This is a genomic window from Galactobacter sp. (assembly GCF_022712295.1).
Lineage (GTDB): Bacteria > Actinomycetota > Actinomycetes > Actinomycetales > Micrococcaceae > Galactobacter.
Genome location: NZ_JALAGT010000053.1, coordinates 1 through 24,578, shown reverse-complemented (window position 1 = coordinate 24,578; position 24,578 = coordinate 1). Strand labels below are relative to the sequence as shown.

Here is a 24,578-nt window from a genome sequence, read left to right as displayed (position 1 = left end):
TGGGCGCGATCCCGGCCCCACCCCCGGACTCACACCCAGTGGATGAAGCAGCCGATCAGTTCCCGATGACCACCGCGATGTCGGTGCCGATGTTGCTGGTCTGAGCCACCGAGGAGATGTTCAAGACGGAGGCGACTTCGCGTGCCGTTGCCTCGTCCTCAGCACTCTTGTAGTAGACGGCGGAGTTGTCCCCGCGGCGGGTCCAGTTGCTGTTGGAGACGGACGTGAATCCGGCGCTGCGCAGCTGTCCGGCGTTCTGAGCGGCCAACCCGGATTGTCCCGTCGAGTTGTACACACCGATGCCGGCGGAGCGGTTCACCTCCGCGGATTCGGACGGACTCTCACTCGGTTCCGCGGACTCGGACGTCTCGGTGGCCGACGGCGTGGGCGTGGGTTCCGCGCTCTTCGTCGCCTCTTCCGTCGGAGTCTCGGACTCGCTGGGTTCAGCGGACTCGGTGGCATCTTCCGTTCCCTCCGGGGCCTGCCCGGTCGTGGCCGGTGCCGACACGGTGGCCTGGTCGGATTCGTCGTCGTCTTGGTTCAGGTCCGCCGGGCGCAGCCAGGTGAACATGACCAGCCCGAAGATGAGCACCGCGACGCCGCAGGCGACGAGCACCCAGAGGCCTACGCGTGGGTTCTTCACCCGGAGGAACTCTCGGTGCGTGCCTTCGCGTTCGGTGCGCTCAGGGACGTCGTCGAACTCATCGTGCGGATACTGGGTCATGCGCGGCCTTCTCGGTCTCGGATTTCGGCTTCAGGGGCGGCGTCGGAGTGTGATGCGGTGGCGGCTCCGGCGGTCGGGAGCCGTCCAGAACGGGCTCTGCGCAGTCGCCTGACCACCATTGGTGCGTAGGCGAGAGCTTCTTCAGAGTCGATCACGGAGTTGAGCCGTTGGTGATATTCGGCGCTGGACATGTGCAGAGTGGAACGGATCGCCTCTTGCTTGGCGCCGGCGTACTTGAACGGGCGGCCCTCAAGCTGCAACATCATGCGAGTCGTCAGATCCAGCCTGAATTCGTGCTCCGCCCCGCCCTGGGGCCCCACGGTGTCGGCCATGATCCTCCGTCTCCTTGAACTCGTCGTCCTGCAAGTTCGTTGCTTCACCCGGACCTTTCGCCTCGGTTCACGAACTCGGCCCGTGCCCTCATCCTACGGGCACCCACCCGGTGGAAACGGAAAGCGAGGGACGCTCCGCTCCACGTCCCACGCTTTCTTCACCAGTCTTCACCCGAGTTCAGGCGGTCTCTTCCGACCTCGGAACCTTGCTGAGCCCGACGAGGCCGACCGCGCCGACCACCAGCACCACGGCCGCGACTGAGTACAACACGACAACGCTCAGACCCATGTCCAGCATGGCGCCACCGAAGATGGGCGCAAAGATGGCTGCAAGGCGCCCCACGGCCAGGGTGACTCCCACGCCGGTTCCGCGAACGGCCGCTTCGTAGCGGGTCGGGGCCACCGCGTAGGCTCCTGCCACGCATCCGTTCACGACGAGGCCCACGAAGACGCCGAGGGTCATCGCGACGGCCAGCACGGCAGTCGAGAACACGAAGGCGACGATACTGACGGCGCTGATCAGGACGAAGATCAACAGCACTCGTTCCACGGACACCTTGGCCGCGACGATTCCGAAGAGGACGGAACCCACTGCACCGCCGACGGCGAGCGCCATCCCGATGTAGACGCCCTGTTCTGTGGTCATTCCTGCTTCGATCATCAGTCGAGGTGTCCACGAGTTCACGAAGTAGAACGCGAACATGATGGTCAGGAAGACGGCCCACAGCAACAGCGTGGGGCGAAGCGCGGCACCCTTGAAGAGATCCAGGAATCCGGTTTTGGCTGCTTTCTCGGACGTCTGGACAGGATGTGCGGCCAGGGTGGCCTTGGCGGGGTCGAAGTGGACTCGGGTCGCGATCCTGCCAAGCGCTTTGTCCGCGTAGGCGGGACGCTTGGTGACGAGAAACTGCACGGATTCCGGCATGATGGCGATGACCGCCACGAGGATCACAACGCTCGCACTGGCGCCAACGAAGAAGACGGACCTCCAGCCCAGGTTCTCCTGGAGCGAGTTCGCTGCGATACCACCCAGGAAGGCTCCGATTCCGTAGCCGGCAGAGTAGATGCCGATCGCGAGTCCCCGCCACCGGGTGGAGGAGAATTCTGCGACGACCACGGTGACTCCCGCCAGGATGCCGCCCACGCCCAGTCCCGTGACGACGCGCCAGATGCCGAGCTGCACCACGTTCTGTGCGGACGATGCCAGGAACATGCCCAGCGTGGAGATGGCAGTGGAGGCCACCAGGGTCCAGCGGCGTCCGATCGCGTCTGCCAGACGACCTATGAAGATGGCGCCGATGGACATGCCGACCAACGTGGCGCTGATGACGGTACCGAGCACCGACCCCGAGAGGCCGAACTCGTTCTCCACGTTGACCGAGACGAAGGACATGGCTGCCACATCGAAACCGTCGTTCGCATTGAGGAGCACCGCGCAGGCGACGACCAACCATTGGTAGGCCGTCATCGGAGAGTTCGCTATGTGGGAACGCAGACTGCGAGCTGGGGCGATGGTCTTGGGCATGGCAGTGGCAACCTTCTTTGGTCACGTCGGGGAGAGAATGTCGTTTGCACTGTCGCTGCGGACAGATTTTCGAGGTCCGAGCTAGGCCGGTTTCCAGCGCAATTGATGGTTACCGCGCACCTCGAATGTGTTGTGCGCCACAGACAATACCTATGCCCATAGTGATTTACAAGCGGCCTTCCGCCGCGGCGCCATCAGGCTCCGTTCGTTCGGTCCGCCAGCCACCACCCCCATCTTCGGCGCCGTTCAGACGGGCAACGAAGCAGACGGCAACGCAGGCAAAGAAAGCAGACAAGGAAGGCGCGGGTCGCAACTACCGCGACCCGCGCCTTCCTTCTCAGCACACCACTCAGCCGAGTCCCGCACCCTGAACCGAGCCTCACACCCTGAACCGAACCGCTCAGGCCGGCATCTTCCTCAGTGTGAGATACGCGCCGAAGGCCAGCAACGCCGTCAGGACGAGTCCGGCGACGGTCAGACCGAGCGAGCCCAGATCCTGGAACACGCGAACCACGTCCGGCCAGGACTCGGTCAAGGTGATGAGAGCGACCAGCCCGAGCAGCACCACGGCGATCGCGATCAACGTCACCGTCATAGCCACCGATCCGTAGCGCTTGAACACCGTGCCGGCCCAGAATCCGATGACGAAGAAGAACATCCCCATGACGAAGTAGGTCAGCCATGCAGCGAGCGGCCCTGCCTCCCAGACCCAGCCCAGATAGCCGAAGTATCCCTGGATGCCGTAACCGTCCGTCACTTGTTCCACCCATCCGAGCAGGACGAAGAGGATGGCCAGCCCGCCCACACTGAAGGCGGCTGCCAACAGGGTTCCGGTGAAGAACTCCTTGCGGGTGATACTCAGAGCTTGGGAGAAGGGGAACGTGGTGGTCATGGACATGATGCCCACGGCCAGCAGGTACCAGAGAGGTGCCTGGGTTCCGCCGCCGATGTTGGCCGATGTCTCACCGTCGTCTGCCACCTTGTCCACCATCGCGAAGATCGCCAGGGTGATGACCCAGGCCGCGGCGAAGACCATCAGTGGCGTGAGGACAAAGGTCCATCGATTGACGTATTGGAGTTTGACCACCTTCAGCAGGCGCGAGCCCTGCCGGGCGGGCGTGGCCGGGGTAGTCATGGTCATGGCTGTCATGGCGTGACTCCTTCCTTACTTTGTGCCCGACGACGCGTACGGGCTCGAACCCGTTTCGTCGCCATCCGAGGCGCTGTTCTGTGTGATCCGCACGATGAGCTCCTGGAGGGAAACCGGCGCGGTGTCGAGTCCGGTGCGCGCGGCTTCGGAGCGTTCGTCGTTGTCGAGTTGCCCCATGAAGGTTACGGAGGCGACCTTGCCGAGGTGCTGCCGGTGGATGACCTCCCTACCTGCCACGAAACGATCCACGGTGGCGGCGTCACCCACCAGCGTGGAGGCTTGCGCCCGGGCCTCATCGGTGGACTGGTCCATGATGATGCGCCCCTGATCCAGGACCAACACGCGTTCCACGAGGTCGGAGATCTCATCGATCAGGTGGCTGGAGAGCAGCACGGTGCGGGGATGCTCCGCGTAGTCGGTCAGCAGGTGGTCGTAGAAGGTCTGCCGGGCCACCGCGTCGAGGCCGAGGTACGGTTCATCGAAGAAGGTGATATCGGCTCGGGAGGCCAGTCCGATGATGACACCGACGGCGGAGAGCTGCCCGCGGGAGAGCTTCTTGATGCGCCGCTTCACGGGCAGTTGGAAATCCTTCACGAGCTGGTCCGCGAAGGACTGGTCCCACTTCGGGAAGAACAGCGCGGAGGACCTCAGCGCCTGCAGGCAGGTGAAATCATCCGGGTAGCGCTGGCTCTCGCGGACGAAACACATGCGTGGTACCACGCCGGTGTTCTCATAGGGGTTCTCCCCGAAGACCAGGACCTCTCCGGAGGTGGCGGTGTTCTGCGCGGTGATGATGGACATGGCCGTGGTCTTGCCTGCGCCGTTGCGTCCCATGACGCCGTAGATCGTGTCCGGCTGGATGTCGAAGTCCACGCCGTCCAGCGCGATCTTGTCGCGGTAACGCTTGGTGAGGTTCCTGACCTGGATCACGGGTTCCATAACGGTTCCGTTCTGGGTTGTCGTTTCAGGAGGTCGGCTGACGCGAGCGGCGTCAGCGTTCGGTTGCGGCGCGCTCTTGGAAGAGCCGCGTGACGTCGTCCGGGGTGAGCCCGAGTTTGCGGGCTTCCGCGAGGAGCGGACCCACGTAGCGGTCGGCGAAGGCGGACCGGCGTTCTGCAAGCAGGAGGTTGCGCGCGCCGGGGGCAACGAACATGCCCACACCCCTGCGTTTCACGAGCACGTTCTTGTCCACGAGTCGATTCACTCCCTTGGCTGCGGTGGCGGGATTGATGCGGTGAAAGGCAGCCAGCTCATTGGTGGAGGGAGCCCGCTCGTCTTCGGCGAGCGTGCCGTCCACGATCGAGTCCTCGACCTGTTCGGCGATCTGCATGAACAGGGGACGGGATTCATCGATCATGTCATCTCCTCCGGGTTCACTGGTTAGTTACTCGACTAACTAACCATGTAACCGGAGCGACGTCAACCCCTCTTCACGCATCCATGTGAGCCGGGTGGCAGGATGGAACCCATGGACTCCCCCGCCCTGATCATGCCAACCAGCACCGAGATTCAGCAGGATCCCACCGGCTGGCGGGAAGTCTGGACGCAACGGTGGCGCGAACTCGGCATCGCGGAGGACTGGCTTCCCGTGCTGTTCTCACTCGACGCCGCCCTCGGCCGGATCGGCGACGGACTCGCCACTCACCTCCGCAATCAAGAGCTGGTCCTCCCCCGCCCGGAGTTCGTCCTGCGCAGCCTCACCACAGCACCCCGCGAGCTGCGGGTCCTCATCGTGGGACAGGATCCATACCCCACCCCGGGCCACCCCATCGGGCTGAGTTTAGCCGTGGAACGAACGGTCAGCCCACTCCCCCGCAGCCTCACCAATATCCGCCAAGAACTGCAGGCGGACGTGAACGCTCCCATGCCGGAACACGGCGACCTCTCCGCGTGGGTGAATCAGGGCGTCATGCTCCTCAACCGTTCTCTCACGGTCACGGCCGGGCAGGCCGGCTCCCATGCCAAGCTCGGTTGGGCGGCCTTGACCGACGCCGTGGTGACGCACCTCGGCAGCCTTCCCGGCCCGCCGGTCGCGATCCTCTGGGGGCGTCAGGCGCAGCAGGTGAAACCGCTGCTCGGATCACACCCGGTCATCGAGTCCGCGCACCCCTCACCCCTGTCCGCCTCCCGCGGGTTCTTCGGATCGCGGCCCTTCAGCCGCGCCAACGAGGCACTGATCGGACTCGGCGCCCAGCCCGTGGACTGGTCGCTCGGCTGAAGAACCTCGTGCCCGACGGGCTGTGACCACCACCCACGGGTCACCCGCCCAAGGCGGGTTGACGGCGGGCCCGTGACCCGCCGTCGGGCATTGGCCCCGAGCGCTCAGCGCTCCCTGAGACGCCTGCGCACGCGGGAATTCCAGTCCCTGGTCAGCGGCCTGGCCAGCGTGTCGCCGAGGGCAACGCCTGCAGCGATACTCAGGACCACCATCAACGCCGTGATGATGCCGCCCAGGCTGGCGTTGATGTCGGTGGAGCTCACGGCCATGGCGTACATGGAACGGAAGATCGTCAGGCCAGGCAGCAGGATCACGATGGACGGGACGGACAGAACCAGAGCGGGAGCACCGATCCGGAGTCCGATGAATCGGGCAAGCAACCCCATCACCACGGCGGCGATGGCCGGCGCCAAGCGGTCGCCCGCACCCCACAGATTCGCGGCGGACCAATGAATCAGGTACCCCGCCAACGCCACGACGGCAAGCGCCCCGAGATGTCTGCCTGCCACCTGTTGGGTGATGCCGCCGGCCACGACCGCGCCGACGGCGAGCAGCGTCAGGACCCAGAGCGCAAGGTCGGGTTGGGGCAGTGTCTGCGTCGGATCCAGCTGGGACAGGTTGAACGCCACACCGACGATGGCGCCCAGCATGACTCCCGTGATGATGGCGCCGAAGACCAAGGTGGCGGAGAACAGTCGGCTCACCGCGGTCACCGGGAAACCGTTGATGGCGTCCTGCACGGCAGAGACGAATCGGCCCGATGGCAGCAAGAGCATGATGCCGCCTGCCACCACCGTGGACGGCTGGTGGATCCACTCCCATGAGTACAACACCAGCGAGATCAGGGTGACCACGAACGTCGCGAGCGCCACCGCATAGAAATTCGGGACCTTGTACTTCTTACCCAGTTTGACGATGGCTGCGGCCATGGTGGTCGTGACAACACATGCCAGCGCCGAGGGAAGTTTCCCGCCGATCAGGATCACGAACAACCCAGCGAAGAGCGCGCCCATGGCGAACTCGACGATCTCGTTGTACGGGAGTCGCCGACGACGGATCTGACGAAGGCGCTTCTTGGCCTCGTCGTAATTGGTCCGACCGGCAGAAATGTCCCCCACCAACTGGTGGACCAGGGACAGTCCGGCGTAGTTGTCGCTGATGGAACGGACCACGCGCAGCACGCTGACGGGGAACGCATCCTCACGCGTCCAGTTCAGGTGTACCGACTGGTTGGTGATGTCCACGTCCACGTGGCGCAATCCCAACGATGTGGTGACCGCAATGATGCTGGTCTCCACGTCCAAGGCGCCCGCGCCCCAGCGGAGCATGGACTCGGCCAGGTCGAGCGCGAGCACCAGGATGGGGCGGGCTTCCTCGGCCTGGGCCTCACGCTCGGTGCGCTTGGAACTGGCGTACGGGGAGCCGACCAGCCGGTCCACGATGTTGAAACTGACGGTGGCCGGGGCCTCGCCCTCCAAGATGCGGCGCAGAACGTTCCTCGCGCCCGGATGGGCTACCTGGGGCACGGCCGTGGTGGCCCCTGAAACCCTGAGCTGATACTGATCATTGCCCCGGGTGGGAGCGATCGGGACGGCTCGGGTGTCCGGGCTCGACCCCTGACCGGAGTCTTGCGCCGTCGACGAAGCGACGGGCTGCGATGGGGTTCCGGGACCCGTGTCGGGTGCACTGGAGGAGCCGGTGGTCGGATACCCGGTTCGGTAGCCGTCGATGGGTGCCACGTCCGGACGGTCGAGACCGGCCTGGTTCGGTTGGCCGGTGTCTGCATCGGGGACCGGCGCCGCCGCGATCTGTCGCAGCAGTGAAACCCTGGACGTGATGGTGGATCTCAACGGCATGGAATCGGTACGAGGGTCCTCCGCCGTGACGTCGAGGGGCAACGCATGGGATCCGCCCGTGCTCCTCTGGGACGGCTTGGGTGTCGACGTGGCCTCACCTGCACGATTTCCCGCTCCCGCCTGCGACGGAGGGACCGCCGGCAACGGGTGATGGTCCCACGTCGGGAGGTTTTCCGGGGTGCGGGCGGCCTGCTCCTTGCTGCCCTCTTGCCGACGAGGTCGTTTCCCGGGTTGTTGCCCTTGACGCTTGCTCACGCCCACCCTTTCTGACCGACACCGCGAACTGCGTTGGAGCCGGATGCGTGCGCACCCGACGAACTCCATCTTAGGAACAGTTTCGAGGCGCGGTCAGAGCGAATCCGGAGTGGCGGCTGGGAAAGCACGGACGAGCGCCGCCGCGAGTAGCAGGGCCCTGGATGTCGGTGGAGAATGAACACGTCAGCCGTGACAGTTCCAGCCGGTACGGGGCCGTCACCATCACGCACCCCGCGTGCCCGGCCAGGAAGATCATGATGACGGCTCCCCCAGCGGCCACTGACGACGGTATGCCGGGCTTCGGCTCAGCCGGAGCATCCCGTCCACGCGCGGTCGCTGAGGCAATGGCGGTGCTCGGTCTGACGATGGCCACACTGTGGATCGTGAACTCGATTCACGCCTGGTCGCGATGGGAGCGGATGGTGTTGGGCGGTCCGTGGCTGGTGCAGATCCTGGCCTTCATGATCGTGCCCCTCGTCGTCGTGACCTTGCGGGGTGCCCAGCCAGGTTCGCTCGGAGTCACGTTCCGTGGTCTCCGCCGTTACATGGAAACCGCTCTGACCGCTCTCGCTGTGGTTGGTCCGATCAGTGGGATGGCCTTTCCGCTACTGGGGCTGCTCGGCTGGTCCCCGATGAGCTGGCTCGGCGGTCTCGTCCTGGCGGCCGCATATGCAATCTCCGTCCCCTTCGTGGGACTGCTGGTCCGAAAGATCCCCTCCACCACCGAATCCACCCTGCCTGCGGCTCACGTGGTGATTGCCGCCCTCGTGTTGGTTGCAGCGATGGCCGCCTCCGCTGCGACCAAGGAATCGGCTCCGATCGTGTCCGCCGTGCTGCTCGCGCTGTTGGTCGTAGGGCCGGGCGAGGAACTGCTTTTTCGCGGGGTGATCCAGACGCGCCTGGATCAGGCATTCGGTCGTCCGTGGCGGGTCTTCGGGGCCGACCTCGGCTGGGGTTGGGTCATTGCCTCATGCCTGTTCGGCTTGGCCCATTTGCTTTCGCCCGCAGCTTTCGGCCACGGCGGTTGGGCTTTGTGGACCACCGTGGCGGGCCTGCTGTTCGGATACCTTCGCGCCAAGAGCGGCAGCATCGTGGCCTCCACTGTGGTCCACGGCGTCCTGCTCGCCGTCTCGGCGTTCTTCACCTAGCGCCGGGCCGTGCCCGGTGCGGGGACCAAGGCGACCGGAATTCGGGCACTTGGGAGAACGAAGAAGGCCCCGTCCGAATGGGCGGAGCCTTCTTTTTTGGTGGATCTTACTGGACTCGAACCAGCGACCTCTCGCGTGTGAAGCGAACGCTCTAACCAGCTGAGCTAAAGATCCATATTTGCACCCGAAGCAGCGCTCTGAGCACTCGATAACTCTACCCGAGCCCCTGCGGTGAACCAAATCGGGGGTAGGTGGTTCGCACCACGTCTCGGTCAGGCACAAATGTCGGCGCAGAAGCACACGCGTCGGTGCCGATCCGCCCACCCACACCGAAGCGTGTGCTGGCGCACCGACGCGTGTGTAGCGGTATTCAGGACAACAGCGAAGCGGCCCGGAATCCGCATGGATTCCGGGCCGCAGTGTGCGAGCCTCCTACCGGATTCGAACCGGTGACCCCCTGGTTACAAAACAGGTGCTCTGGCCAGCTGAGCTAAGGAGGCGAACAGGGCGCAAGGAGCACCCCGAACGATCCTAGCGGAGAGCCCGGCCATCCCCCGAACCGGAAACCATGCGGCGATCACCACATCTGCCCCACGTCGGTCAGGACTCCGCGTCGATGACCTTCCTCGCCCAGGCCTCGAAGTCCGTGTCCGTCGAGTCCCATGCCTGCCCGGCCACGAGCACGGTGGGGGTTGCCCTCACGTCGTTCGCCGACGCGCGGGCCGTGGAAGCCTTCACCCACGAGGCAAAGCGTTGCTCCTGGATACACGTTCCGACGGACTCCGGGGCGCCCTGGGCCTCGGCGAGTTCGGTCAGCTGTTGATCCGTCAGCCCGGCGCTGCCCTCGGAAACGTCGAGCCCGCCCTCCGCCTTGGGGCCCTGCGCCTTGTAGTAAGCCCTCAACACCGCCGTGTAGGAGGAGGGTGCCTCATCCGCCACGCAGGCCATGGCGCCCGCCACCCGCGTGGAGTACTGCGTCGTGGACATGCCATCCAGGATGCTCACCACACGGTGATCCACCACCACGTCGCCGTCCTCCGCCCACTTCGCCAAGGTTTCACCGAAGTTGTCGTCGAATTGTTTGCAGTAGGGGCACATCAGGTCCTGATAGACAATCACCCTGACCTTGCCGTCCACCGGCCCGGAGTCAGCCGCGTCGGCCGGCTCGGGCAGGTCCTCCAGCGGAACCAGTTCGTCTTCTTCTGCGCTCACCACGCCGCCGGCTTCCGTGCCGTAGCGCGGGGCGCCGGAGGCGCCCTGGGCCTGGCCGGTGCCCGACGATCCGGAGGAAGGGGCGCTCGGCCCCTCCGTACCGTCGGGCATGGCACTGGGCGACGACGCGGCGCCCGACGCGGGCCCCGGTGCCTGCAGCTTCGAGGTACACCCCGCCAAGGCCAGGGCAGAACCAGCGAGGACTGCGGTGAAGAGTGTGAGGGCTCGGCGCATGCCCCCGAGCCTATGACAACGGCGCCGCTCGCGGAGAAAAAGCGCCGGGCCCCAGACCGTGGTGGTCCGGGGCCCGGCGCTCAGAGCCGTGGGCAGCGCTGCGAGAAGGCGTTACTTCTTCGCGGCCGCGTCGATCTTGTCCTGCACGAACGCAGTGAGGTCCGTGTCCTTGGTTGAATCCCAGTTCTCGCCATCCACCACGACGCTCGGCGTGCCGCGCACGTGGTCCTTGTAGGCGGTGCCGACGCCGTACTTCACGTAGGGGCGGTAGTCGCCACCGGTGATGCAGGACTTCACACTGTCCGGAGCACCGGCATCCACTGCCATCGAGGCAAGCTTCTTGTCACTGAGGCCCTTGCCACCCTCCTGCACGCCCTCGCCGCCGGCGTCCTTGGGGTTCTGAGCGTTGAACAGCGACTGCAGGTAGGGAAGGTAGTTCTCCGGGGACTGGTCAGCCACGCAGGAGAGCGCGTTGGCGCCACGAGAGGAGTAGTTGGTGCTTGACTGCCCGTCCAGGAAACCGAGCATCCGGTACTCGACCTCGACGTCGCCGTCTTCCAACCAGGTCTCCAGCTGCTGGCCGTACTGGTCCTCGAACTGCTTGCAGTACGGGCAGATGACGTCGGCATAGATGATGATCTTCGGCTTACCCGAGGTGGACTCCGCCCCGGAGGCCTTGATGTCGATGTTCTCACCGATCAGTCCCTTGGCCGCCGCGTCGTTCGCATCGGTGGCCAGCCCCTTGCTGCTTACCGTCTTGGGGGTGTCCTTCGGGGAGTCGGCAAGTTCCTTGGGGCCGGTGAGCACCACACCGCCGTACTGGTTACCGTGGGCAGGAACAGCGCCGCTGGTGGCCACCTTCTGGTGGCTGGGCTTGTACACGTTGAAGTAATAGATGCCTGCGATCGCGGCGATGATGGCGATGACAATCACCACGACCGACCAGCGGACGAGCACGGCCTTGCGGCGACGTTGCTTCTCAGCGGCTTCGCGTTTGGCGCGGGCCGCCTCACGGGCTGCTTGCAGGCGTTCGGCCTTGTTGGGCCGGGGGCTATTGGATGCCATCTGTCGGTTCGGTCCTCACTGCCGTGGCGGCCCGTCAGGTTTACGCGGGCACACGTCAACGATCGTGTTGATTGCACTTTCAAGTGCAGTTTACGGGAGCCGACTGTGATTGCCTCAGAGTCTGCTGTGCGACAGGCAACAGGTTGTGGGTAGGCTCATGACCAGGCCACCTGGCAACGTCTCCAGCATTCGAGAAGGTGCACTGATGAACTCCACCTCCGACCCAGCCCCGACGGCGAGCGCAACGCGGACCGCACACGTCTCCGCTCCCGATGGGACCGGTGAACACGACTTCGTGGTCGTAGCCAACCGTCTGCCGGTTGATCGCGTCACCGACGCCGATGGAACCCTGCGCTGGCGCCGCAGCCCCGGCGGGCTGGTGACCGCACTGGCCCCCATCATGCAGCGTTCCGGAGGCGCCTGGGTGGGTTGGCACGGCGCACCGGGGGAGAAGTTGGAGGAGTTCGATGAGGACGGCATCCACCAGGTCCCTGTCCCGCTGAGCGCCAGCGAATTGCGTCTGTACTACGAGGGCTTCTCCAACTCCACGCTGTGGCCGCTCTATCACGACGTGATCGTTCCGCCGGAGTTCCACCGAACCTGGTGGGTGGCCTATCGGGAGATCAACGCCCGTTTCGCCCGGGCAACCGCCGCCGTGGCCGCCCCCGGTGCCACGGTGTGGGTGCAGGACTACCAGCTGCAGCTGGTGCCCAAGATGCTCAGGGATGCCCGCCCCGACCTGACCATCGGTTTCTTTGACCACATCCCGTTCCCACCCGCAGAGATCTTTGCGCAATTGCCGTGGCGCAAGCGCATCCTCGAGGGCCTGCTCGGAGCGGACCTGATCGGTTTCCAGCGCGCCTCCGACACCGCGAATTTCCTGAACTCCGTCCGCAGCTTCCTCGGGATCACTCCCCGCCGCGGCGGCGTGCAGGTGCCCGGATCGGACCGGATCTCCCGCGCGGAAACCCATCCCATCTCCATCGACGCGGAGAAGATCGAGAACCTGGCCAAGGATCCGGCGGTGCAGGACCGTGCCGCGCAGATTCGCCGCGAACTCGGTAACCCGGAGACGGTGTTGCTCGGTGTGGACCGCCTCGACTACACCAAGGGCATCCGTCACCGCCTCAAGGCCTACGCGGAATTGTTGGAGGACGGCGCGGTCAAGGTGGGTCAGGCCGGGCTCATCCAGATCGCCAGCCCGTCCAGGGAAAAGGTGGATTCCTACCAGCAGCTGCGGGAGGAGGTGGAAGGCACTGTTGGCCGGATCAACGGTGAATACGACTCGCTCTCCCACACTGCGGTGCGCTACCTGCACCACTCCTACCCTGTGGAGGAGATGGTGGCGCTGTACCTCGCCGCGGACATCCTCCTGGTGACCCCGTTGCGGGACGGTATGAACCTGGTGGCCAAGGAATATGCCTCGGCGCGCGGCGCGGACGGCAACGGACGGCTGGTGCTGTCCGAATTCGCCGGCGCAGCGGATCAGCTCAAGCAGGCCGTGATCGTGAATCCGCATGACATCGACGGTTTGAAGGCCGCCATCATGGAGGCCATCAATCTCTCACGTAAGGAAGCCAAGCGCCGCATGGGACTGATGAGTCGTTCCGTGCAACAGAATGACGTGAACCGCTGGTCCAAGGACTTCCTGGAATCCCTCGGAACCGATCTTGGCGGCGCGCGTCCGCGCGCTGCGCGCCCGGCAACGGCTGAGGACGCGGGGAAGCAGGGCCGGTCATGACGGGTCTGCCCCCGGAATTGCGCGACGGTGCGATGGCGACGAAGCGCGCCCGTCGTCTCTTGGTCGCCCTCGACTTCGACGGAACGTTGGCGCCGTTCGTGGACGACCCAGCCGATGCCCGCGCACTCCCCGCCTCCGCACGGGCCATCGAGGAACTCATTCTGGCGCCGGACACCGTGGTGGCCATGGTTTCCGGCCGTTCTCTGGCGTCCCTGAGACAGGTCGCCTCCCCCGACCCACGGGTCCTGCTGGTGGGCAGCCATGGGGCGGAACGTTACGCCCCGGCCGAGTACGGCGCGGCAGACCTCGCCGCCGACCTCTCCCTCGAGGCCGCAGAGACCCTGGGTGCCGCCCACCTCGAACTCGTGGACCTGGCGCAGACCCACTCCGGCGCCTGGGTCGAGGAGAAGCCGGCGGGCTTGGTGTTGCACACCCGCATGGTGGAACCGGCCGCGATCCCTGGCTTGATCCATGAGGCCACAACGCGGATGCAGGCTCTGGGCGATGGTGTCCACATCACCTTGGGCAAGAACGTCGTGGAGATCAGCGTGCTGCCTGCGGACAAGGGCCAGGGGTTGGACTGGCTACGTGCCACGACTCAGGCAGACGTGGTGGTTTTCGCCGGTGACGACCGCACCGACGAGAACGCCTTCGTGCGGCTCGATCCGGCCTCCGGGGACCTCGGTGTGAAGGTCGGAGGCGGCGATACTTCCGCGCAATACCGGGTGGACGGGCCGGGTGACGTCGCCGTATTACTCGGAACGCTCGCCGATGTGAGACACTGATCACACCTGTTCACTACGGATCGTCGGGCACGTACCTGCCCGTGGAAGGTTGATCAACCATGGCCTCTGTCACTTTTGACTCAGCAAGTCGCGTCTACCCAGGGGCCTTGGTCCCCTCTGTGGACTCCTTCGACCTGGAAATCGCAGACGGCGAATTCCTCGTTCTCGTCGGCCCCTCCGGTTGCGGTAAGTCCACGACCCTGCGCATGCTCGCAGGCCTGGAGCCCGTCGACGCCGGCAAGATCTTGATCGGCGGCAAGGACGTCACCGACACCGCCCCCAAGGACCGCGATATCGCGATGGTCTTCCAGAACTACGCCCTGTACCCCCACATGACGGTGGCGGAGAACATGGGCTTCGCTCTGAAGATCGCGGGGGTCCCCAAGGCCGAGCGTGAGAAGCGAGTCGAAGAGGCAGCGGAGCTGCTCGACCTCACCAAGTTCCTCAAGCGCAAGCCCAAGGCCCTGTCCGGTGGTCAGCGTCAGCGTGTGGCCATGGGACGCGCGATCGTCCGCTCCCCCAAGGTCTTCCTGATGGACGAGCCGCTGTCCAACCTGGACGCCAAATTGCGTGTTCAGACGCGTTCGCAGATCGCCTCCCTGACCCGCCGGCTGGGCGTCACCACGGTGTACGTGACCCACGACCAGGTGGAGGCCATGACCATGGGTGATCGCGTGGCGGTGCTCTCCGAGGGCAAGCTGCAGCAGGTCGATACCCCGCGTGCCCTCTACGACACCCCCAAGAACGTGTTCGTGGCCGGCTTCATGGGCTCCCCCGCCATGAACCTCGTCGAGCTCCCCGTGGAGAACGGTGTGCTCCACTTCGGCGACACGGCCATCACGCTCTCCCCCGAGCAGACCTCCGGCCTCACCGGGGAGAAGGTGACGTTCGGCATCCGCCCTGAGGATCTGCACCTCGACTCCGCAGGGGGCGTCTCCGCGACGACCGACCTCGTCGAGGAGCTGGGCGCCGATGCCTACATCCACGCCCATGCCGAGATCGCCGGCCAGAGCGTGGCTCTGGAAGCCCGTACCGGCGGCCGTTCGCTGGTGAAGCCCACCGACGTTGTACAGCTGGTTCCGGATGTGTCCCAGGCTCACCTCTTCGACACCGCCTCCGGCGATCGTCTGGCCGATACGCACCGCGCGGCACCCGCCGTCGCGGTCTGACTCGGACCCGCAGCAGTTCACACGCCCGACGCCGTGGCGACGCCCCGCAAGGACCGTCGCCACGGCGTCGGGCCGTGTTTTTTGCACTGCGCCTGGGCTTGAACCGGCTTCAGGTGCTCTCTGATTCGCGGAGCACCGTGGGCACCTCCAACCACTCGGAGTCGTGGTCCGTGGCCTCGTCTCGAGCCAATCGGAGGGCGATCTCAGCGGCTGCAGAAGCGAGCCGTTGAACCGGCTGCACCACCGTGGTGAGTCCCAGCCTCAGGCTCCAGTCCTGGCCGTCGAATCCCACCACGCCCACCTGGCCGGGGACGTCCACTCCGTTGCGACGGAGCCCGGTCAGCAACCGCATCGCCAGGGCGTCGTTCTCCGCCAGGACACCCACCGGCCGCCCCGTTTTCTCCACGTCGGCGGCCAGCTGACGGGCCAGGTCGTCCTGGAATTCCTCGGCGAGCCGCACCTGCACCACACCGCTCTCCTCCACGGCCTCATGCGCGGCCTCCACCGCTGCACGGAATCCCGTGTACCTGTCCTGAGCGCTCCACACGAAGTCTTGTTCCAGGAGTTCCCTGAGGTAGATCAGACGGTGGTAGCCCCGATCCAGCAGGTGCCGCGTCGCCCCTGCGCCGGCGCCGACGTCGTCCATGCCGACCCCCGGATAACCCTCCACCTTCTGGTTCAGGTAGACCGTTGGGATTCCGATGCGGGCCAGGGTGGCCTGCTCCTCCGGTTGCAGTCGGAACGAGGCCACGATCATGGCATCCGCATTACGCCGCGCGGGCATGGTGCGGAAGAAGGACTCACGCTCCTTGGCGCCGTGAACCCGGTACAGCAACAGGTCGTATCCGGCACCGCGCACCACCCTGATGATGGCATCCAGGATCTGTCCGCTGAACCAGTCACTCACTGGGGAGCCAAGCAGCACGGCGATGCGCTTGACCTTGCCCGAGGCCAGCCCGGAGGCGCTGGCGGTGACCGTGAATCCCAGCTCCTCCGCGATGGCCCTGACCCGAGCAGCGGTATCGGGGCGAACGTTGCTCTGACCGCGTAGGGCGCGGGAGACCGTGGAGGTGGAGACGCCGGCCGCCACCGCGACGTCGTGCATGCTGGCGTGCGCCTGCGGCGCTGGGGAAACGGCCCCGGACGATGACTCGTCAGCCTGCATCCCGCCCATTGCTCGCGGCACCTCCTACTCGTAGAGCTCCATTACTCGTCCGACGTCACCGAAAGTGGCACCGGGGTAAGAATTATCGCCGTACGACGGCATGTCTAGCGAACAGGGTACCGCCGTATAGCGATTCGCGTTTGCGGGCCACGACCGCCCCCGAAAATCGGCAACCGACCAGCGTTCCAATCTCATTGACATTGAATGTGATGTCTCATACATTTCCATGCAAGCGCTGTCATTGCTTGCACGGCTTCCCCCCAGCCACCCCGGCCAGTTGGACTCCGTGCTTCGTTCGTCAAGGAGGACGTACATGGAACTCGGACGCCGCGGGTTCGTGGCTGGATCCCTGGGCGCAGCCGGAGTGGCCGTACTGGCCGGCTGCACCACGGGCCAGAACCGAACCACTGTCGCGGACTGGCCCACGGAACCGGGAGACGAGAAAGCCACCATCACCTGGTGGAGCTCTTCGATCCCCGATGATTCCGGCGGAGACCTCCGCAATACCCTGATCAAGGCCTTCCACAAGCGCTACCCCAACATCAAGGTGAACCTGGTGGCGGGTCCGTCCGATACGGACGTCAACCGCACCACGCTCACCACGCAGATCGCGGCCGGCTCCCCCACGCCAGACGTCTCCCTCGGCGACATCGCGTGGCCCGGCCAGTTCGCCCGCAACAAGCTCGCGGTCCCGGCCAACGACCTTGTCCCTTCCGACTACTGGGACCAGTTCTCCGAGGGGTTGCGGGATGCGGCCCAGGTGGACGGCGAGTACTACATGTTCCCCGTCTACATCGATGAGGGTTTCCTCTGCTACCGCAAGGATCTCCTCGACAAACACGGACTGCAGGTCCCCAATTCCTGGGAAGAGGTTGCCGCGACCTCCAAGAAGCTCATCCAGGCCGGGGACGTGAAGTCCGGCTTCGTGTACCAGGGCAACGTGTACGAGGGCCTGACCTGCAGCGTCACCGAGTTCACCGCCGATGCGGGCGGAACCCTGGTCAACGACGACTACACCAAGTCCACCGTCACTTCGTCCGAGACCCGCAGCGCACTCGAGTTCATGCAGAGCCTCGTCAAGGACGGCGTGACTCCACGTGCGTCCATGACCTACATCGAGCAGGCCAGCCTGGACGCCTTCACCACCGGACGCGCGGCCTTCCTGCGCAACTGGTCCTACGCGTACGACGTGGCCAACAGCCCGTCGTCCTCCAACGTGGCAGGCAAGGTCGGCGTCCGCCCCCGCCCCGGCTTCGACGGCGGCCCCCAGGGTCACTCCACCATCGGCGGCTGGGGCAACTACATCAACCCCCACACCGAACATCCCGCGGCGGCACTCGCGTTCGCCAAGTGGATGTCCGGCGAGGAGGCCCAGATGCTGATCGTGGACAAGGGCGGTGTCATCCCAGCATCCATGGACGCGCTGAACTCCGAGGCGGCGGCCAAGAAGAAGCGTCCTCAGTACGAGGCGGCCAAGGACATCACCCTCGTGGCACGACCGACCGCCACCGGCTTCTACCCCAAGCTCTCCCAGGCCATCTTCGTCAATGCGAACGCCATCATCCTGGGGCAGAAGGGCCTTGAGTCCGGAACCAAGCAGATGGCATCCCAGATGAACATCGCATTGGAGGGGAGGGCACTGTGAGCACCGTCACCGGAACCGTGCGCAAGGGGGATCCCAAGCACGGACACACCAAGCCCAAGAAACCCACCGGCATCGAGAAATCTCGTGCGCGTTCCGCCTGGTGGTTCGCGACCCCCGCCCTGATCGTCATCGGCCTGGTCACGATCTTCCCAGTGGTCTACTCGGTGGTGCTGAGTTTCGCCAAGGTGGAGATCGGCTACGAGGGCTTCGGGATCAAGAGCTTCACCACAGGCAACTACGGGGCCCTCTTCGAGAGCAGTGCCTGGTACCAGGCGCTGGGCTTCACCGTCCTCTACACCGTCATCACCGTAGGTGTGGAGCTGGTGCTCGGCATGCTCGTCGCCTTGGTCCTGGAGCGCCTCGGCGTGACCCGCGGCTGGATGCTGGCGCTGCTGCTGATCCCGTGGTCCCTGGTCACCATCGTCTCCGCCCAGCTGTGGAAGTACATCTACGACGCCACTTACGGCGTGGCCACCTGGTTCATAGGGCTGTTCACGGACTCCCCGCCCGTGATCCTCGGCGAACCGGTCTCGGCCGCCACCGCACTGATGGTCGCCGATATCTGGAAGACCACCCCGTTCGTCGCCATCATCCTGTTGGCCGGACTCGTGATGATTCCGGAGGAGCACTACGAGGCCGCAGAGCTGGACGGAGCCAACGCCTGGACCACGTTCTGGCGTGTGGTGATGCCGCAGCTGATGCCGACCTTCACCATCGCCGTGCTGTTCCGTGTGCTGCAGGCCTTCGGCGTCTTCGACCTCCCGTTCGTGTTGACCCAGGGCGGACCAGGAACCAGTACACAAACCTTGGCGATGATGGGCTACAGAGTCCTGTTCCAGGACCTCAATATCGGTCCTGGAGCCGCCATCGCCACCACAACAGCCCTCATCGTCGGCCTTGGATGCATGATCTTCCTGAGAGCCTTCCGTAACCAAGCGAAGGGAGACGACTGATGCCTCGCACCAAAGTACGGCACGGCTGGCGCCGGTGGATCAATACCGTCAACATCTCAGGACTCGTCATCGCCCTCCTCACGGCGGTGCCGCTGTACTGGCTGTTCGTCTCAGCCTTCAAGACGCCCAAGGACGTCGCCTCGACGCCGCCTTCAGCCTTGCCGAAGGAATGGACCCTCGACAACTTCGGCGAAGCCTTCGGCACCAACAACCTCGCAACCTACATGCTCAACTCGGTGATCGTGGCGGTCTCCACCACGGTGATCGTGCTGGTGCTGTCACTGCTGGCCGGTTACGCCTTCACAGGCCGCAAGGTTCGCGGTGGTACGGGCATCATGACCGGCCTGCTGATGCTCTCGGTCTTCCCTGCCGTCGCCGTCCTGACACCCGTGTATCTGCTGGAACGCCAGCTGGGATTGCTCAACTCCTTCCCCGGGCTGATCATCCCCTACGTAGCGTTCAACCTTCCGTTCGCCATCTGGATCATGCGCAACTACCTCCAGGGCATCCCGGCCTCCATCGAGGAGGCCTGCGAGTTGGACGGTGCGGGCCCCATCCGCACCGTGTGGTCGGTCATCCTGCCGATGTCCAAGCCTGGCTTGTTCACGGCAGGCGTGTTCACCTTCACGGCCGCGTGGAGTGAGTTCCTGATGGCGTTGACGTTCAACTCCACCACGGGTTCCAGGACCATCCCGGTGGGTATCGCGCTCTTCGGAACGCAGTTCTCCACCCCGTACGGGCAGATCTTCGCGGCCTCCGTCGCGGCGACCGTCCCGATCGTGATCCTGGTGCTGATCTTCCGCAAGTCCATCGTGTCCGGTCTGACATCCGGCGCAGTGAAGGGGTGAACACCCAGGTCACACTGACATCATGTTCCGGGGCCGGCGCTGTCCCCGAGACTTGACCACCGTTGCACACGGTGAGATGCCCGACGGCGGGTTCGCACCCGCCGTCGGGCATCTCGCCGCCGCGCGCCGCGCGGCGCGCACCAACCCCCGAAAGGAATCTCCTTGACCAACGAAACCGAGGCCGAACTGTTCACCATCGACGGGACCGATCCCGCGTGGTGGCGCCAGGCCGTGGTGTACCAGGTCTATCCCCGCAGCTTTGCCGACGAGACCGGTGATGGCCTGGGCGACATCAAGGGCGTCACCAGCCGTATTCCGTATCTGTCGCGGCTGGGCGTGGATGCCGTGTGGCTCAGCCCGTTCTACCCTTCAGCGCTGGCGGACGGCGGGTACGACGTGGCCGACTACCGCAACGTGGACCCCCGGCTCGGAACCCTGGAGGACTTCGACGCGATGGTCGCAGCGGCGCACAGCGCCGGCCTGAAGATCATCGTGGACATCGTTCCCAACCACACCTCCAACGATCACGTGTGGTTCCAGGAGGCGCTGGCCGCTCCTCCGGGCTCAGCGGCGCGTAACCGCTACATCTTCCACGACGGCGCCGGCGAGAACGGCGAGCTGCCGCCGTCGCAGTGGGAATCCGACTTCGGTGGCGTGGCCTGGTCCCGCACCACGAACGCCGACGGGACCCCAGGCCAGTGGTACCTCCACATCTTTGCCCCGGAGCAGCCGGACCTGAACTGGGACAACCCCGAGGTGCGCGAGGACTTCCACAAGACCCTGCGCTTCTGGTCCGACCGCGGCGTCGACGGCTTCCGCGTCGACGTGGCCCATGGTCTCGCCAAGGATCTGTCCGAGCCGTTCCGTTCCTCGAAGCGCACCTTCGACCTGCCGCTGGACGGTTCCGATCCGCTCTACGATCGCGACGAGGTCCACGAGATCTTCGCCGGCTGGCGTGAGGTCCTCAACGAGTACGACCCACCGCGCACCGCGGTGGCGGAAGCCTGGGTACCGGCGGCCCGGATCCCGCTCTACGCACGTCCCACCGAACTGGGACAGGCGTTCAACTTCGATCTGTTGCGAGCCCCGTTCACCGCCACTGCGTTCCAGGAGATCATCGACAACAATCTGGCCCTGGCGGCAGAGTCCGGCGCCTCCAGCACCTGGGTCCTGTCCAACCACGATGTGATCCGTCATGCCTCCCGTTACGCCCTGCCGTTGGGGACCGACGAGGAGGCCTGGCTGATGACGCACGGCACCTCCCCCGCGCAGGACTTCACTCTGGGACGCCGGCGTGCCGACGCAGCGACCCTGCTGCTGTTGGCCCTCCCCGGTTCCGCGTACCTGTACCAGGGCGAGGAACTCGGTCTGTTCGAGGTGGCGGACCTGGACGTCGCCGATCTGCAGGATCCCAAGTGGTGGCGCAGCAGCCATACCGTCAAGGGCCGTGACGGCTGCCGTGTGCCCCTGCCGTGGGCCGCGTCCGAGCCCGCGTTCGGCTTCGGCTCCGGCGGGGCGCATCTGCCTCAGCCCGCGTGGTTCAAGGAGTTCGCTGCGGACGTCGAGTCGGAGAACCCCGACTCGACGCTGAACCTGTACCGCTCCGCGCTGAAGCTGCGTCGTCAGTTGCAGGGCGATGAGAGCTTGAGTTGGGACGAGATCGGAACCGAGTCAGTGTTGGTGTTCCGTCGGCCGGGCGGCTGGATCAACGTCACCAATTTCGGTTCTCAGCCGTTCGGCCTGCCTGATGGTGAGGTGCTGCTCTCCACCGTGCCGGTGATCGACGGCGTGCTGCCCGGTCCCGGTACCGCGTGGTTGAAGGCCTGAGCTGCCTGTAGTTCGTTCCGGATACGACGGTAGAGTCGGCGGCGAGGTCGGCGGAGCCCTTCGTGGTTCCGACTGCCTCGCCGCCGTCGTTCTTGCACATCCTCAACCGGAAGGACCCTTACCTTGGCCGAGGCATCCGCTTCCCCGATTCTCGTGGACATCTCCCCGTACGTGGTGGTGAACGGGGAAGCCTACGACCTGGACGACGGTGTTTCTTCCCTCAGCCCGGACCGTGTGCACGAGGTGCTGCGCAGCGGGCGCTTCCTGGCGTCGGTGAAACATGTTCCTCCAATGGACGAGGACGACGAGGTGTATTTCAACCTGGCCTGCGACGCACAGGGGCGGGTGCTGCAGCTTTCGGCCACCGGTGAGATGGTTCCGGGCAAGACGCTGTCCGAGGTCGAAGCGGACCTGGCTACCGTCTTGGGCTGCGACGTGGATCTTTGGCGCGACGACGGTGAAGACGAGGACGACGATGCACCGGCAGCACCCGCCGGTATCGACGGGAATGCCGCCACCGGCGCTCCGGCAGACGGGGGCGCCTCCGGGGTCAAGGACGTCGGTTGGGTCGATGGTGAGGGGCATCGCTACGCCGATCGTCCTGCCGCACGCCAGACGGCCGATGACGCCGACCTGGAGCCGCATGATGCCAGTGATCTCGACGACGCGGACGAAGACTGGGTGCCTGCCCCACAACGGACCTTGGTGTTCTCACGCCGCGGGCAGAGCGACGGCCTGGAGTTGGTTTGGGAGACGCGGGCGGACGCGGTGGCCAGCGGCGTGGACGGAGACTGGTCGGTCTTCAGGATGACGGTGCCTGACCCAGAAGATCACGACGTAGCGTGGACCTCTCGTGGGTGCTTGCCCTCCATCGTCGTCAGCCGCGACGCGGACGATCCGCAAGGCAGCGTTGTGGCGGTGGTGGAGACACGGACGGCACGCAAGGATGAAGCCCTCTACATCTGGATCTCTGCCTCGGTGCATTCTCGGGCCGTGTTCCAGCCGTCAGAGGTCTCTTCCGAAGCCCAGCCCGTCTTGGCGCTGCTGCTCAATGCGCACCTTGACCCTGGCGGCGACACCGCCAAGCTTCTCCAGGACCCTCAGCTCAAGGTCGACGGGATGCGCCTACAGGCCGCACTGGCCCCGAATTTCCCTGCCACCATGGAGCAACGCATCGAGGAGTTCGTGCTGGCCTGTGGACTCCCGACGTCGTTGGTCCATCCGGCGGTGAGGGAGACCGAGCTCCCCGGGGAAAGGACCTACACACGCAAGAACGTCTGGGCCAACATCAAGCAGGTGATCTTGGACGGAACCGTCAACGTGCTGCCGCGCGCACGTCGCCGCCGGGGTTACGCACGCTGGGAGGGCTTCCTGATGGCGCACCCGCGGACCGCAGTGACGGTCTCAGGCCTCCAAGCCGTTCTCGGTGCAGGACTGATGGGTACGAGCTGGCCCGGTGGCGGCTGGAGAACCGTGGTGGTTCTCGCCGGCGGACTCCTGATCCTGGACGCCGTGGCGGACGCTCTGATCACCCGCGCCCGTCAGCGGCGTCGCGAATAGATGGCGCCAGCCCCCGTCCCCGGATGAGCGGGTCGCGTTGCGGCGCTGCCGCAGGAACGATAAAGGCTCCGATTCCCTGTTTCCAGTGAATCGGAGCCTTGTTTGGTCGGGGTGACAGGATTTGAACCTGCGGCCTCGTCGTCCCGAACGACGCGCGCTACCAAGCTGCGCCACACCCCGTGGCAGTACTCATTCACTCTACCCCGCGGCACACGTCGTTCCCAAATCGAGGCCACTGTCCCGACCTGTGACGTGCGCCATCTATTAGGCCTCGGCCCGGCCTCAGCTTCTTTCGGGGGCCGCGGAGGCGCCCATGAAGCGTCCATAGAAGCCCAGAACGGAACCCCAGAAGTCATCCGGTATCCCGCCACGCTCTGTCGCCGAGTCTCCTGTGCCGGGCAGGCGCCGCGGACGTGGGGCCCTGAAGTGGACGTGCGATACGCCCGAGCCAGGTTCCACTGTGAAGACCCAGCGGTCGCCTGACACCCCGGGCAGCGAAAGCTCGCAGCTCACGGTCAGCGGCGGATCCCAGACCTCGGTCGTGGCCCAGACGATGGACTCGCCGTCGTCGGTCTCTTCGACCAGGCGTTCCGCGTCCCACCAGAGCTGACCGCCGGCACCTCCGACCGAATACAGCGAGGTGGGCCACCAAAGGTGGAGGTAGTCCAGAAAGCCTTGAGCCGCCTGCATCATCCCTACAGGCAACTCGATGGTCCAGTTCTCAGGCGGGGTCGGATGAGTGCCTGGATGAACCGCAGGGTCGGGGGCATCAGAGAACAAACCGTCCATGAACTCGAGCCTAGCCCTGTATCCGATCGCAGGCATCGTAATGAGGTCGATCTATACGTGTTGAGGGTGAATCGTGTTGTGTGCACCGCGTGATGTCTCGGTGAACCGCTGCGGGTCGCGAGCCGCTCTGCATGAGGGGCTTGTTGCATCCGGGTCGTGTGCCGGCCCGTTTGGGTTGGCAGGGTGACTGTGTTCTGGGTACGGGTATGGGCGTGGCCCCGCGCCTCGCCCAGTGTTGTCTGGGGGGCTGCGGGGCCACACCTGTTTTGGTTGTGTCCGGCGGTGTCCTACTCTCCCACAACCTCCCGGTTGCAGTACCATCGGCGCTGTAGGGCTTAGCTTCCGGGTTCGGGATGGGACCGGGCGTTTCCCCTACG

The 24,578-nt window shown here is 65.3% G+C and carries 21 protein-coding genes, 3 tRNA genes and 1 rRNA gene; 10 read left to right on the top strand and 15 right to left on the bottom strand.

The window, feature by feature from the left end; translation table 11 throughout:
- Positions 1-55 precede the first annotated feature (55 nt).
- From Q0A15_RS04035 to Q0A15_RS04010, 6 genes are all read right to left on the bottom strand, one after another.
- Entirely contained in the window at positions 56-724 is a 669-nt protein-coding gene (locus tag Q0A15_RS04035) for a LytR C-terminal domain-containing protein (protein WP_291278251.1), read from the bottom strand.
- Positions 721-1,056: a DUF3263 domain-containing protein gene (locus Q0A15_RS04030; protein WP_291278250.1), complete on the bottom strand. Its 336-nt coding sequence runs from the start codon at positions 1,054-1,056 to the stop codon at positions 721-723. Before Q0A15_RS04030 ends, Q0A15_RS04035 begins: the two co-directional genes overlap by 4 nt.
- Positions 1,057-1,234: 178 nt before the next feature.
- Entirely contained in the window at positions 1,235-2,581 is a 1,347-nt protein-coding gene (locus Q0A15_RS04025) for an MFS transporter (protein ID WP_291278249.1), read from the bottom strand.
- 400 nt (positions 2,582-2,981) lie between these two features.
- On the bottom strand, positions 2,982-3,731 hold the full coding sequence (locus Q0A15_RS04020; protein ID WP_291278248.1) for a hypothetical protein: 750 nt from the start codon (positions 3,729-3,731) through the stop codon (positions 2,982-2,984).
- Between the two features lie 15 nt (positions 3,732-3,746).
- Complete coding sequence (locus Q0A15_RS04015) at positions 3,747-4,670, bottom strand: ABC transporter ATP-binding protein (RefSeq protein WP_291278247.1); 924 nt, start codon at positions 4,668-4,670, stop codon at positions 3,747-3,749.
- 52 nt (positions 4,671-4,722) lie between these two features.
- Positions 4,723-5,088, bottom strand: coding sequence for a GntR family transcriptional regulator (locus tag Q0A15_RS04010; RefSeq protein ID WP_291278246.1), 366 nt, complete (start codon positions 5,086-5,088; stop codon positions 4,723-4,725).
- A gap of 111 nt (positions 5,089-5,199) precedes the next feature.
- Between Q0A15_RS04010 and Q0A15_RS04005 the strand changes: the two genes are divergently transcribed.
- Positions 5,200-5,949 carry a uracil-DNA glycosylase gene (locus Q0A15_RS04005; RefSeq protein WP_291278245.1) on the top strand — a complete coding sequence of 250 codons (750 nt, stop codon included), beginning with the start codon at positions 5,200-5,202 and terminating at the stop codon, positions 5,947-5,949.
- Between the two features lie 104 nt (positions 5,950-6,053).
- Here Q0A15_RS04005 and Q0A15_RS04000 read toward each other — a convergent pair whose 3' ends face one another.
- The gene (locus tag Q0A15_RS04000) at positions 6,054-8,060 is read right to left on the bottom strand and encodes a threonine/serine exporter family protein (RefSeq protein ID WP_291278244.1); all 2,007 of its coding nucleotides are present in this window, start codon (positions 8,058-8,060) and stop codon (positions 6,054-6,056) included.
- A 257-nt stretch (positions 8,061-8,317) separates the two neighbouring features.
- On the opposite strand from Q0A15_RS04000, the gene Q0A15_RS03995 reads away from it, so the two are divergent.
- The gene (locus Q0A15_RS03995; RefSeq protein ID WP_291278243.1) at positions 8,318-9,208 is read left to right on the top strand and encodes a CPBP family intramembrane glutamic endopeptidase; all 891 of its coding nucleotides are present in this window, start codon (positions 8,318-8,320) and stop codon (positions 9,206-9,208) included.
- 97 nt (positions 9,209-9,305) lie between these two features.
- Here the strand turns inward: Q0A15_RS03995 and Q0A15_RS03990 are convergent.
- From Q0A15_RS03990 to Q0A15_RS03975, 4 genes are all read right to left on the bottom strand, one after another.
- A tRNA-Val gene (locus Q0A15_RS03990) sits at positions 9,306-9,382 on the bottom strand.
- A 252-nt stretch (positions 9,383-9,634) separates the two neighbouring features.
- Positions 9,635-9,708: transfer RNA gene (locus Q0A15_RS03985), tRNA-Thr, on the bottom strand.
- Between the two features lie 100 nt (positions 9,709-9,808).
- A complete protein-coding gene (locus Q0A15_RS03980) occupies positions 9,809-10,654 on the bottom strand; it encodes a thioredoxin domain-containing protein (RefSeq protein WP_291278242.1) in 846 nt (281 codons plus the stop codon).
- A gap of 111 nt (positions 10,655-10,765) precedes the next feature.
- On the bottom strand, positions 10,766-11,719 hold the full coding sequence (locus tag Q0A15_RS03975; RefSeq protein WP_291278241.1) for a thioredoxin domain-containing protein: 954 nt from the start codon (positions 11,717-11,719) through the stop codon (positions 10,766-10,768).
- 205 nt (positions 11,720-11,924) lie between these two features.
- On the opposite strand from Q0A15_RS03975, the gene Q0A15_RS03970 reads away from it, so the two are divergent.
- Genes Q0A15_RS03970 through Q0A15_RS03960 form a run of 3 tightly spaced genes read left to right on the top strand, consistent with a single transcriptional unit; the run spans position 11,925 to position 15,414 of the window.
- A complete protein-coding gene (locus tag Q0A15_RS03970; protein WP_291278240.1) occupies positions 11,925-13,460 on the top strand; it encodes a trehalose-6-phosphate synthase in 1,536 nt (511 codons plus the stop codon).
- Positions 13,457-14,245, top strand: coding sequence for a trehalose-phosphatase (gene otsB, locus Q0A15_RS03965; RefSeq protein ID WP_291278239.1), 789 nt, complete (start codon positions 13,457-13,459; stop codon positions 14,243-14,245). The genes Q0A15_RS03970 and otsB overlap by 4 nt, the downstream gene beginning before the upstream one ends.
- A gap of 59 nt (positions 14,246-14,304) precedes the next feature.
- Complete coding sequence (locus Q0A15_RS03960; RefSeq protein WP_291278238.1) at positions 14,305-15,414, top strand: ABC transporter ATP-binding protein; 1,110 nt, start codon at positions 14,305-14,307, stop codon at positions 15,412-15,414.
- 109 nt (positions 15,415-15,523) lie between these two features.
- Here Q0A15_RS03960 and Q0A15_RS03955 read toward each other — a convergent pair whose 3' ends face one another.
- Entirely contained in the window at positions 15,524-16,588 is a 1,065-nt protein-coding gene (locus Q0A15_RS03955) for a LacI family DNA-binding transcriptional regulator (RefSeq protein WP_291278237.1), read from the bottom strand.
- A gap of 304 nt (positions 16,589-16,892) precedes the next feature.
- Between Q0A15_RS03955 and Q0A15_RS03950 the strand changes: the two genes are divergently transcribed.
- The 5 genes from Q0A15_RS03950 (at position 16,893) to Q0A15_RS03930 (ending at position 23,412) form a co-directional block, all read left to right on the top strand.
- Positions 16,893-18,224: an ABC transporter substrate-binding protein gene (locus Q0A15_RS03950; RefSeq protein ID WP_291278236.1), complete on the top strand. Its 1,332-nt coding sequence runs from the start codon at positions 16,893-16,895 to the stop codon at positions 18,222-18,224.
- Positions 18,221-19,177: a carbohydrate ABC transporter permease gene (locus tag Q0A15_RS03945; protein ID WP_291278235.1), complete on the top strand. Its 957-nt coding sequence runs from the start codon at positions 18,221-18,223 to the stop codon at positions 19,175-19,177. The genes Q0A15_RS03950 and Q0A15_RS03945 overlap by 4 nt, the downstream gene beginning before the upstream one ends.
- Complete coding sequence (locus Q0A15_RS03940) at positions 19,177-20,025, top strand: carbohydrate ABC transporter permease (protein WP_291278234.1); 849 nt, start codon at positions 19,177-19,179, stop codon at positions 20,023-20,025. The genes Q0A15_RS03945 and Q0A15_RS03940 overlap by 1 nt, the downstream gene beginning before the upstream one ends.
- A 162-nt stretch (positions 20,026-20,187) precedes the next feature.
- On the top strand, positions 20,188-21,852 hold the full coding sequence (locus Q0A15_RS03935; RefSeq protein ID WP_291278233.1) for a glycoside hydrolase family 13 protein: 1,665 nt from the start codon (positions 20,188-20,190) through the stop codon (positions 21,850-21,852).
- Between the two features lie 123 nt (positions 21,853-21,975).
- The gene (locus Q0A15_RS03930) at positions 21,976-23,412 is read left to right on the top strand and encodes a hypothetical protein (protein WP_291278232.1); all 1,437 of its coding nucleotides are present in this window, start codon (positions 21,976-21,978) and stop codon (positions 23,410-23,412) included.
- A gap of 103 nt (positions 23,413-23,515) precedes the next feature.
- Here Q0A15_RS03930 and Q0A15_RS03925 read toward each other — a convergent pair.
- The 3 genes from Q0A15_RS03925 to rrf all read right to left on the bottom strand — a co-directional run.
- Positions 23,516-23,592: transfer RNA gene (locus Q0A15_RS03925), tRNA-Pro, on the bottom strand.
- Between the two features lie 102 nt (positions 23,593-23,694).
- Positions 23,695-24,201, bottom strand: coding sequence for a hypothetical protein (locus Q0A15_RS03920; RefSeq protein WP_291278231.1), 507 nt, complete (start codon positions 24,199-24,201; stop codon positions 23,695-23,697).
- 274 nt (positions 24,202-24,475) lie between these two features.
- A 5S ribosomal RNA gene (rrf, locus tag Q0A15_RS03915) occupies positions 24,476-24,578 on the bottom strand; the annotation flags it as partial.